Below are 10,494 nucleotides of genomic sequence, written 5' to 3'. Positions count from 1 at the left end.
GACGTGCGCCATCCGATGTTCCACGAGAGCATGGTCGGCGTTCTTGTGGGCGCGGTCACGGTGGTGAGTGGCGGGCAGGGAACCGGTTTGAGACCTGGCTTATTCGGCCAGCTCATGCTCAAGGGTGACGCGGTTGGTGTCCGCCCTGGGCGTGCGTTCCGCTGTGAAGTTCTCGCGCTCAGCCACCAGTCGGGCGCTCCGGGACTCTCGCGCTGCCGCCTTTGCGGCGGCCACTCGTCTTCGGTAACGCGGCGCCGAGGCCAACTACACCGCCTTCACCAGCGAGAAGGGCCAGACCGTCACCGGCCGGCTGATCGTGCGGCGGGTCAAAAGCTCAACGAGCAGGCCGAACGCGGCCAAGACGAACTGTATCCCGCGTGCACGGGTGGGGCACGGTGATCGGGGCGGTCGTGGACGATTCCTCTCAGCGTTTCGTCATCGCCTTCACCGACAGGGCCGGCCACCACATCGAATTCGCTCCGCAGGTGGCCGGGATCGGCCTGCGGCTGAACGTCGGGCAGCAGGTCCCGATCGCCTACCTCGACGGACAGCCGCAGGCGGCACGGGTCTTCACCGCGCGCTATCGGGTCCTGCCCAGCGTCCTGAGTGGCATGGCGGGCCTGATCTTCCTGGGTGCCGGGAGTCATCCTGGCGTGAATCGCCCAGACGGAGTTGAGTTCACCAGCCCTCCCAGAGTGAAGGTGATCCGATGCCGCTACCGGGATCACGGAATTCCAACCTCTGGATCCCCGATCCCTGCAGCCGCTTGGAGCGACTGACCACGGCGACGACACGTGGAGCGTCCCGTGCATGGAGACGCGCACGCCGAGTGCGGCGGACGGGCCCGGGAACCCGCCGTAAGTGATCAGACAGGGTGCCCCGGGGCCAGTCCAACAACGACGACGATCATTTTGATCGCTTTCAGTCGCAGGCCGTCGGCATGGCTCTGGTTGCTCGCCCCGGCGAACGCCGGCGGGCTGTCAGGCGAGCGGCCAGGTGCGTAGGGCGGCGTCGGCCATCTGCTGGAGTTCATCGCGGCCGACGCCGCTGGCGGCTTGCACGGCGACGCCGAATGCCAGGGTGGTGACGTAGCGGGCCAGGAGTCCCGGATCAATATCTGGAGGAAGGTCGCCGTCGTCGACGGCTCGCTGGAACCGCTCGCGGACGCGGGAGCAGCCGTCGTTGCGCCAGGCGGTGAGAAGGTCGCGGACTGCGCGCCCGGAGTCGCTGGCGGCCAGGGCGCCCTGGACGCCCAGGCATCCGTGGGGGTGGGCCGGGCGGGTGGTGGTTCGGATGGTGCCGGCCAGGATCGCGGTGGCGACGCCGAGGGCGGTCGGCTCCTGCAGGGCCCGCGCCAGGTAGGCGCTGGGGCCTTCGGTGTAGCGCTTCAGGGCCTTGCGAAACAGCTCTTCCTTGTTGCCGAAGGCTGCGTACATGCTTTTGGCGGAGATGCCCATCGCCTCGGTCAGTCTGGCCAGGCTGGCCCCCTCATAACCGTGCTCCCAGAAGAGCAGCATGGCGCGCTCGAGGGCGTCGCCGGCGTCGAATCCCCGCGGTCGGCCGATGAGGCCGCTCTGGCTCGTCTCCACCCCCGCAGCCTACCTCTTCTGCAGCGATCGCTGCAGAAGTGCTCTGACCTGCTCATATGCTGAGTTCTGCAACAACTTTAGGTGGGAAGTAGCCGAACGAGCAGGTCGCGCCGTGGTCTGGTCACGGTTCGGGGTTGACATCTCACCCGGAACTGATCAACCTGTGAGGTACATGCTGGTAACCGGTTACAGAAACGTTTTCACCTCCCGAGGACTTCAAGGTCGACGCGATGGTGAACCGGACGGTCACCAAGACCACCGCAACCACCTCAGGCGAGACCCAGGCCATCACCTGGAACTTCACCCAGCCCGGCTACTACGGCCTCTACCAGGGCACCCGCAAAGTGACCGGCGAGTACGGCAGCCTCAACTGCACGAGCATCGACGACAGCCTGCGCTGGATCGAACGGCCCGGCGGCACCTACACGACCTTCACAGCGGTTGAGGAGGGCGTGGTCACGTGCGCGGACGTCGTGCCCGCCAACAGTCTCATGAAGAAGGCCCAGCAGAAGCTCGAATGCGAGGGCGCCGCCCCGGCCGCCGACGAGTCCACCCTCACTCCCACGGTCAGCACGCCCAAGCGAGGCATCATCGCGCCCAACGCCGTGCCGCCCGGCTTCACCTGCCAGCCGGGCTACTACCGAATCGGCACACCCGACGGGCTGCTGTGGTGGTGGACCATCAACGGCACCAACGACTTCCGGCTGCGCGGCTGGGCCAATTCCGTGCAAGCGCAGTGGTCCGTGTGCGCGGGGGAAGTGACCAACGGGCTGGTGGAACACGTCTTCATCAACCGGGAGAGCGGTAAGTGCCTGACCCTGCCGCTCGACGGGCAGGTCAACGACGGCGCGCACTTCATCGAGGACACCTGCCGGATCATCGATGACCTGCAGCGCTTCTACGTCTACCGGGATGCCACCGGCTCCGCCAAGGTCGGCATCCAGAACAAGCAGACCGGATTCATGATCGGCCAGGCGCGTATCGCGGACAACGAGATCATGCGCCAGTACAGCCTGGGCTCACCCGACGCCAAGGGCACTTACCTCCTGGAGCGTGCGCCGGGAACATGAGCGGCCACCTTCACTCCGCGTCGCACCGTGTCCCCGACGCGACGCGCGGCGCGCGGAAATCAGAACCCCGGGCCAGCCGATAGTACGCCTGGTTCCAGCGCACCTCCTTGGCGAACGACCGGAACGTCGTGTCCGCGTCGATCACCAGCAGCTCCACCCCCAGGATGTCCGTCAGGTCCGTGTGATGCGGCGCGCCCGCCGTCAGCCAGGTGCGCCAGGACCTGGAGGCCGTACGCGCCGAGCTGTCGCAGGCGCGCGAGCAGCATCTGGCGGAGGCCGGTCGGCTGCGCGAGGACCTGGCCGTCGCTGGTGAGCGTCTGGAGGAGTTGCGTGGCCGGCTCGCTGAGGCCCGGGCTGACGCTCGTGCCGGTGAGGTGCTGGCGCTGCTACGCCGGTATGGCTAAGTGACAGAGACGGAGTAGCCGGGCCGGTACCCCGCGTCGTGATCGCCCCCAGACGAGCCGATCGCGCAGGGCCCGCAACAACGCCCGCTGATCTTGTGCGTGAATCAGCGGGCGCTTACTGGTGGATGGTCACAGCGTGATCGCAGGGTCGATGATCTCGGGCACGTTGGCCTCGGAGGCGAACCTTTGCCGGTCGTGGTCCTGTTCGGTGTATTCGACACCGTCGACCTCTAGTACTACGATCACGCGCCGAAGCCATCTCACCCACGAATACGCGCTGAACGATTACGCGAGCTCACCAGCATCGACCCGAGGGTGCACAAGATCCTGGCCGACCTCCCTGATGACGCCAACCGATGGGAACCCTTCACCGAGCCGCCGCTGAACGAGCGCGCCGGTCGACACGAGCGGACCGAGGACGCCGTCAAGCGGGAGGTCGGGCAGAAGGTCGGCAGCCTGGTCTCGGTCGCCGAGAAGGTCACCGCCATCCACTGCCTGGCCTGTGCTGAGCAGGGCGCCGCGGCGGCCATCGATCTGCTGCGCCGCCCGAACCTGGTCTTCAGGGCCATGGGCGACCAGGTGCAATGCCCATGGCCGTGCAGGGCGGAAGGGGCCTTCTTGCGCTATCTGTGGCACCTTTCCCCCTTGTGGCAGTGGGCGGATTAGGTGACTTTATACCTGTTTGGCAGGCATAACGATGACCTCTGGCAGATTGACGTGGTGTGGTCTGCTGACGGCGAAGGCGATGATCTGCGCCACATCCTCGGCGGTGAGCGGATCGATCCGCGTCTTCATATCCTCCTCCCAGACCATCCCCAGTTTGGATCCGGCCCGCAGTTCGGTGGCCACCATCCCGGGCCGCACGTCGGTGACGCGCACGTTCCGCGTAGCGAGCTCCTGCCTGAGATGCCGGGACAGGTGGCTGAGCGCTGCCTTGGCGGCCGCGTACACGGCGGCGCCGAACTCCACCTGGTCCGCCGCCACCGAAGAGATGGTGACCAGGTCGGCCACACCGATGATGGAGGCGGCTTCGAGCAGATCCGGGATTAGCACGTGGGAGAAGCGGAGCAGTCCGGTGAGATTCAGGTCGATCTGACGCTCCCATCCACTCGACAGGCCGTTCGTCAGAATCCCCGGCGACAAGATCCCTGCTGCGTTCACGACGAGGTCCACGCCGCCCAGCATCCGGACCACCTGCCGCGCGCCGGCCTCAAGCACATCCGCTTCTGCCGCAGCGAGGTCGAGGGGGATCGGCACGGCCTGACCGCCCGCGCCCTCGATGGTCTCGCGTAGGGCGTCCAGCCTGTCTGCGCTTCGGGCGACCAGGGCTACCCGAGCCCCCTGAGCTGCCAAGAGCCGAGCGGTGGCGGCCCCGATACCTGAGGATGCCCCAGTCACGATCGCGCGTCGGCCAGCAAGAGGAGAGTAAACGGTCATCGTGTTGCTCCAATAGTCGGAAGAGATGTCTGTTGCAGTTGCCCTACGCTGTGCGGTCGGCCTGACCAGTACGGCCATTTCAGGAGAGTCGATCCAGACGGTGTAGTTGACGCACTGGTTCTCCGCCGAGGCGCTGACTGCCGCGAAGTGGCCGGAGGAGCCGGCGTCGATGTACGGCTGGAACCCCTTGTCGCTCCCCACCCGAAGGGTGGCCTTGGTCTGGGTTGGAGACTCCGTGTGCGCTTCCCGTACGCAGGACGACAGCGCAGTTCTGGCCGTACTGGGCGTTCCCAACCGCTCATACGGGGTGCCGACCCCGCTCACTTCGACCGGGTCGGAGTGCAGAATGGTGTAGTTGCCGTTGGGGCCAATCACAGCCGTCCGCGGAAACGACGGCCGACGCCAGGGCGTGAGCCGAGGCAGAGGCAACTCCGGCCCCCAGCGCGCCGACCGCGATGGAGAGCGACGGCGCTACGCACCAGCACACGCTTCATGGGCATCCTTTCGGTTGCCGGCCCCGATCGAGCCGGTACGCAACCAGGAGAGGAACAGACCTCATGGAGGTGACGTGCAAGGAAGAAATGTGAGCCAGGTCATCAAGCCCCCTTCCACCGCGCGGTCACGGGGGTTCTTATGGCGGGTCTTGCAATCATGATCGTTGGCGACGCCCTGGCGTGCTGGTTCTTTCCTGGGCGCGCTCTTCCCCCCCCGGCCCTATCCCGACGTCGACGACATTCCTGGCAGGCCAAGCGGGTCGCGTCCGGAGAGGGGTGCGCGTCCCGACGGCTCGCCGCCTCGACTGCGGGTCACAATCACCGAAGCCGCCGTCCATGATGGGGAGGGGACCTGCCGGCGCGTGATGGTGGCTTCGGCCTGCAGCGATCGCACGGTCGCCACGTACCCCGCGTTCTCCCCGTCGAGTTGCCTGGCGTAAGCCGTGGCCGCAATCTGCCCCGGTACGCCTTCGGTGACCCGCGGGCTCGCGCGCTCTACGTGGCGTGGGACGGTTGCGCGCTTGGCTCGGTCCCCGCCCCGATCTGTGTGAGACGAAGAGCGTCAGGACCCTTCCTGATCACGTCGGCGAAGAGGAACGCGCCTCAGCGCGAACGGCATGGTCGTGATCAGCACCTTACGGTGCAGTCTCGAGGCTGGCGTGCTTGATGGCACTGTCGTTAGCGACGGGCCTCACGCGATCTGTTCAGGCTCAACGTCCCAGCGCGTCCTTGTAGAGCCAGATCGGCTTGCCGAACTCGACACGTCCCTGCTTGAAGACGTCTGTCGCCAGCAGTTCCTCGACCGTGGTCCGCTGCATGAACCCCCATTGGAAACCCTCGGGCAGGTGCATGTTAGCCCGTTCCGGATACACCCAGTGGCTCAGGACCTCCTGCCGCCCGTGCGTGTCTCGGGTACCGAGGCTGAGCATGGCATGGGCGATGTCATCCACGAAGATCACGAAACCGCGAGGAATGTCCGTGACTCCAATGCCGGTGGCCGGGTCGATCACGTAGGGCAGGCGCAGACCTGGAGCCAGCGAGTAGGTGACCCACCGTGCGAAGACATCGAAGGCGTATGCGCGGTTTCCTGTCAGGTCGGCGATCCTCGCGTCCAGGCTCGCGTGCTGGTAGACCTGATCCAGCCAGCGCTTGTCGACGACACCGGCTCGGTATGCCGTGAACATGAGGGCCTCCCAGCAGTTCATCGTGGACCAAGCGGTCGGCTCGGGCCCTTCGCCGAGGAGCCACCGAAAGAAGTCATGGGCGTATCCCCACGCCGTTTCTCGCCGCAGCCCCCAGCCGGCGTTCTCGTCTGGGCCGGAGGGCCCGCGCCATTGCAGCGAGCCGACGAGTTCCTCTCCCGCGGCGATGACCTTCCGATTCTGCGAGTCGTCGAACCACGCGTCGTGTTGTTCCTGGAGGAGCACCTCGTCTCGAAGCCGATCCGCGGCCGGGGGGAGGTCATCGATACGTTCTGACAGCTCGTTCAGATGCTCCGGCGACTGGCTCAGATCGTCGAGGTAGCGTGCGACCTGATGCGGGACGCGGTCGGATCCGCCCTCGCCATGGCCGAAAGGGCGCTCGATCCGGCTGGCCGGACCTGACTCCGGCGCGATGAGCGGAGTGTCACCGCTCGCGTGCTCGGCCACCTGGTAGAGCCGATCCATCATGACGTCGTACTCGCGTGGCATGCCGTGCCGCGCGAACTCAGCGCGTAACCCGTGCAGGCGTTCTGTGATGAGCTCGACGTCCTGCCTGGTCAGCGGGTTGTCGATCCAGCCGAACGTGCCATCAGGGCGTCGGCCGAGGAAATTGCCCCGCAACACCAGATGCTCGTGCTCGCCGAGGTCAAGGAGCTTGAGGTCGAACGACTTGCCGTGGTCGAACCCGACGAGACCGTCGGCGGTGAGCTGCAGGTTTCCGAACCTGTCATGATTGACGACCAGCACGTCCAGCAGCTCGATCAGGACCGCCCCGGGCAGGAACCGCACGTCCGGCCCCACGGCCGGCCGGCCGGGGACGTATTCCATCAGGACAGCGTCGGGCCGGCCTGGGTAAGGCTTGATGTCCGCGACGCGTGCCCCCAAGCTCTTCGCGACCTGCGCCACCATCAGCTCGATGTCAACCTGCCTGATGTCCCTGTCCATGATCTTCCTGAGCACACTGGTGTCATCGTTCAGCGTGAGCAGGTCCACCAGCCCATCGTCGCCAGCACCCAGCGCGCGCCACTGACTCTCGTCAGCGGCCGCGGCTGCTTGGACGGCGTCGGCGCTCAGGCCGCGGGCCGGCTCAGGCCAGGAGGCGGGCACCTGGGCGGGTCGCTCGGGTGGCAGCACGCGTGAGTCCGGCATAGCGGTGTGCCAGGCGCCGTCGTCGCGACCCTGGAAGATGGAGTGGCCGTCGGGTGTGAGGCCTTGGACGGTGGCGGTGTGGGGCTGCCGGTCGGCGCCGATGTAGGCGGGCCGGTCGCTCGCGGTCACCTCGCGGCCGGTCACGTTCGCCAGTTCCTGGAGCAGGCCGCGGTTGACAACGGTTCCGTGGCCCAGCACGCGCAGGGTCGCGTCCGGGTGAGACAGTACCCGGGGATCGTGGGCGAGCATGGTGCCCAGGTCTTTGGCGGTCAGTCGCTGATCGCCGATCAGGAAGTGCGCGCCGTCACCGGCGATCCCGACGTCGATGATGCCGTCGGTGGGCCGTAGCAGCCTCAGGTCCACCGTCGGCATGACCTGCCTGGAGGGGTCCCGGTACCAGATGCCCGCCGTGACCTCCCGCCTGGACTGCCTGATCAGCTCCTGCTGCCTGGCCGTGAGCTCCGGGGCCGGGGCTTGGGGCGGCCTTTCCGGCTGTGATGGTGCCGACTCAGGGGTGATGGTGGCCGGTCTCTCGCCGTTCTGGCCGAAGTGGTGCGCCGGGGTTTCGCTGATCGGTCCAGGACTGCCGGTCGAGTGCTCGGCGGCGCCCACGCGAGCCGGCTCTCGCAAGCCCTCCTGCGCCTGCCTCATCTGCGTGCCGTCTGCCTCGCGCGTCCGGCTTCCCGAAGCGTCCGCTAGCCGGCCATGGCCGGGTTGCCTGGTCCGCGCGGCCGGCACCTCCGCGCTCGGATCCGAGTCGCGGATCCGAGCCAGGGTCGGTTCGGCGGGCGAGTCGCGGTGGCGCGTCGCGAGCGGGTCGGCCGGGTGAGCAGCAGGGCCCTGGCCGAGTCTGGGGACGGGCGCATCCTGTCGACGCAGTTGTACAGCGGAGGTGCTCTCGCCCTCGTCAGCGCTCCGACCCCAGTTAATCATCTGATCAATGCCGCCGGTCGGCGATACCCGGTCTGCGGTGAACTCCGAGCGCCCGGCGGCCAGGCCCGTCGGATGTTCTGGCGGTCCGTTCACGCCGCGTGGCGTGCTTTTCTCCAGCGCGGCGCGCGCCGCCGGGTCGGTGGGATCTGGCCGAGGCGAAGGCGCGGGCGTGGGGCCGCCCTCGCGGGCCCGGCTCGGAGGGCTGGGTTCGGTCCTGCGGAGAGCCCGGGGCGGCGTGCTGGGATCATCCGCGCTGGGCTGCGGTTCACCTCCGCCGGCGCGGCCGCTCTGGGGACTCCAGCTCGCCCAGTGCGCGTCCGCCCCGCCGAATGCTCCGGCCGTGGTGCCTTTGGCCACCATCTCCCAGTCGATCGGTTGAGCGCTCACCAGCATCGTTGCGAGTGTCGTCGCGCCACCAGCCGTGGCGGAATGCCCTATCAGCCCCAGGACCGATCGGGGCGGCAGCAGCCCCGTGCTCAACGTCAACACGGCGCCTGTGAGGGCGCCGGACAGCGCCGACCAGCCCACCTGATCCCAATCGATCTCTGCGCGCCGGGACTGGGTTGCCTGGACGTAGAGATCCATCCCGCCCATAAGGGTCCCGAACAGGGCCGCATTGGACAGCAGGCGCTTGGCCAGTTGGCGGATGGTCATCCTGGTGGCCTGCGCCCGGGTTCCGGCAGCAGCCCAGGCCACTCCCGAGGCGGGTGACAGCATCGCCCACAACAGCCACGACAGTTGCACGATCAGCAACAGCACCGAGAGCTTGATCATCCGCTTGGTGTACTGGACCTGCACGCCTAGGTCGTTACAGGCCAGCGCCAACCCCGCCAGGCTACTGAGCAACTCCTGCCTGCGGCCGGCGGTCTCGTGCCCCACCCGCTCCACGAACCGTCTGAGCGCCTCCCCGTCCCAATCACCGCGCTCGTCGCCGGCAGCCGCCCCGCCGGCGAGCCTCCCATCACCGCGCACCCCGCGGTTGATGCGGTAAAAGGCCAGTGCCAGATCGTCGGCCAACCGGAACAGCACAGCCTCATCCGCCTCCGGCCAGTCCATCCCTACGGCCCAACCGATCCACGGCCGTACTGGCTCGGGGATGGGCACCCCGTCCAACCACACCGCAAATCAGCCCTGACCGGGCTCCCGAAACCGCGGATCTTCCGCGGCCTCATAGTTCGCCGCGGTCTTCCGCAGCCCTGTGTACAGGCCATCGAGTTCCTCGATATAGGCGTCGAACGCGGCGAAAATCCGCTCCTTCAGCTGAGGAAAGTGCTTCTCCAACTCAGCGCCGTATTGGTCGTGACCCATCGGCCGACCCGCCGCGGCGAAGGACTCCTGTACGTCGTCGCGAACGTCCTCGACGAAGGCGGCCTCATCGGCCGCCTGACCGCCCCGCTCCCGCCGAATCTCGTCCGAGGCCGCGATGTAGCCGTCTCCGGTCCCGCTCACAACTACCGCTTCTCAGGCGTCGGAAAGAAGGCATCCAGGCTCGCCTCCGCGCCGAAGATGTCCTCATATCGCAACCCATCCGGCATCATTGGTTCCACCAACTCCCGCATCCGGGCCGACATCTCACCCGTCGCAGCCCCGAGCTGACTCGTGATCGCGTCAGCGAGCTCGGAGGGCGACAACTTGCGGTACACCCGCGGATCAAAAGTGATAGAACGCACCTGACCACGCGAGCCCACGGTCACCGTCACCATCCCGTCCTTGGACCGGGCGGTATGGCCGAGCTCATTCAGCCGACCGTACGCCTCGCGCCACCGGCTGACCGATCGATCGAAGTCCGCCGCCGCTTCCTCAAAAGCGGAGTCAATCCCGTCCTGCATGACAAGCTCCTACATGACAACAGCAACTCATGGACAGCACAGAGGAAGCTTCGCGCGGTGATCGCGCGCCGAGCGGCCGACCGACCAGGGCGAGATGGCCCAAGTGGTGAGGCGCCCCTCATCTTCGCCGACATCGGGCAGCGGTGGTCACGAGATCTCGGCCCGGATCAGGTCGCGAGCTGTGGCATCCGGGGCGAGGCTCACCCTGTCGGCTGTGCGCCGCCGGCGATGAACCCTTCGATCTGGCGTCGCATGCTTGCTCCGTCGTTGAGGTGCGGGAAGGGTTCACCGGCGGGTGGCTCGACATCGAGGAAGCGGCACAGCGGTGCCCAGCCGTCGCGGACGTCGAAGATCAGCAGCCGTTCGGGCGGGAGGCTTTCCTGGACC

At 67.3% G+C, this 10,494-nt stretch carries 11 protein-coding genes; 4 read left to right on the top strand and 7 right to left on the bottom strand.

Annotation, left to right across the window (positions count from 1 at the left end; all coding sequences use genetic code 11):
- Positions 1 to 395: 395 nt before the first annotated feature.
- Positions 396 to 779 (top strand): DUF3592 domain-containing protein, encoded by a 384-nt coding sequence (locus FAF44_RS50040; protein ID WP_237110548.1) that lies wholly within the window; start codon positions 396 to 398, stop codon positions 777 to 779.
- A 201-nt stretch (positions 780 to 980) separates the two neighbouring features.
- Here FAF44_RS50040 and FAF44_RS50035 read toward each other — a convergent pair whose 3' ends face one another.
- On the bottom strand, positions 981 to 1,589 hold the full coding sequence (locus tag FAF44_RS50035) for a TetR/AcrR family transcriptional regulator (RefSeq protein WP_237110547.1): 609 nt from the start codon (positions 1,587 to 1,589) through the stop codon (positions 981 to 983).
- 230 nt (positions 1,590 to 1,819) lie between these two features.
- Here FAF44_RS50035 and FAF44_RS50030 point away from each other — a divergent pair, with 230 nt between their 5' ends.
- The gene (locus tag FAF44_RS50030; protein ID WP_237110546.1) at positions 1,820 to 2,659 is read left to right on the top strand and encodes a hypothetical protein; all 840 of its coding nucleotides are present in this window, start codon (positions 1,820 to 1,822) and stop codon (positions 2,657 to 2,659) included.
- A gap of 10 nt (positions 2,660 to 2,669) precedes the next feature.
- Here FAF44_RS50030 and FAF44_RS55510 read toward each other — a convergent pair whose 3' ends face one another.
- Complete coding sequence (locus FAF44_RS55510; protein ID WP_272896141.1) at positions 2,670 to 2,804, bottom strand: hypothetical protein; 135 nt, start codon at positions 2,802 to 2,804, stop codon at positions 2,670 to 2,672.
- 64 nt (positions 2,805 to 2,868) lie between these two features.
- Here FAF44_RS55510 and FAF44_RS50025 point away from each other — a divergent pair, with 64 nt between their 5' ends.
- Together FAF44_RS50025 and FAF44_RS50020 are read left to right on the top strand one after the other, a co-directional pair.
- On the top strand, positions 2,869 to 3,063 hold the full coding sequence (locus FAF44_RS50025) for a hypothetical protein (protein ID WP_237110545.1): 195 nt from the start codon (positions 2,869 to 2,871) through the stop codon (positions 3,061 to 3,063).
- A 315-nt stretch (positions 3,064 to 3,378) separates the two neighbouring features.
- Positions 3,379 to 3,729, top strand: coding sequence for a DUF6192 family protein (locus tag FAF44_RS50020; RefSeq protein ID WP_237110544.1), 351 nt, complete (start codon positions 3,379 to 3,381; stop codon positions 3,727 to 3,729).
- A gap of 6 nt (positions 3,730 to 3,735) precedes the next feature.
- Here FAF44_RS50020 and FAF44_RS50015 read toward each other — a convergent pair whose 3' ends face one another.
- From FAF44_RS50015 to FAF44_RS49995, 5 genes are all read right to left on the bottom strand, one after another.
- Entirely contained in the window at positions 3,736 to 4,875 is a 1,140-nt protein-coding gene (locus FAF44_RS50015; RefSeq protein ID WP_237110543.1) for an SDR family oxidoreductase, read from the bottom strand.
- A gap of 829 nt (positions 4,876 to 5,704) precedes the next feature.
- Complete coding sequence (locus tag FAF44_RS50010; RefSeq protein WP_237110541.1) at positions 5,705 to 9,334, bottom strand: hypothetical protein; 3,630 nt, start codon at positions 9,332 to 9,334, stop codon at positions 5,705 to 5,707.
- 69 nt (positions 9,335 to 9,403) lie between these two features.
- The gene (locus FAF44_RS50005) at positions 9,404 to 9,727 is read right to left on the bottom strand and encodes a hypothetical protein (protein WP_237110539.1); all 324 of its coding nucleotides are present in this window, start codon (positions 9,725 to 9,727) and stop codon (positions 9,404 to 9,406) included.
- A 2-nt stretch (positions 9,728 to 9,729) separates the two neighbouring features.
- On the bottom strand, positions 9,730 to 10,107 hold the full coding sequence (locus tag FAF44_RS50000) for a YbaB/EbfC family nucleoid-associated protein (protein ID WP_237110537.1): 378 nt from the start codon (positions 10,105 to 10,107) through the stop codon (positions 9,730 to 9,732).
- A gap of 200 nt (positions 10,108 to 10,307) precedes the next feature.
- On the bottom strand, positions 10,308 to 10,494 hold a 187-nt coding region (locus tag FAF44_RS49995; protein ID WP_308193536.1), incomplete at its 5' end, for a sulfotransferase.

The sequence above is a fragment of the Nonomuraea sp. MG754425 genome (assembly GCF_021699195.1).
Classification (GTDB): domain Bacteria; phylum Actinomycetota; class Actinomycetes; order Streptosporangiales; family Streptosporangiaceae; genus Nonomuraea.
This window is presented reverse-complemented; position numbering and strand designations above follow the sequence as displayed.

Bases quoted from the DNA above. Each gene is read 5' to 3' on its own strand.
- FAF44_RS50030 (WP_237110546.1), top strand. From the start codon at position 1,820: ATGGTGAACCGGACGGTCACCAAGACCACCGCAACCACCTCAGGCGAG.
- FAF44_RS50010 (WP_237110541.1), bottom strand. From the start codon at position 9,334: ATGGACTGGCCGGAGGCGGATGAGGCTGTGCTGTTCCGGTTGGCCGAC.
- FAF44_RS50000 (WP_237110537.1), bottom strand. From the start codon at position 10,107: ATGCAGGACGGGATTGACTCCGCTTTTGAGGAAGCGGCGGCGGACTTC.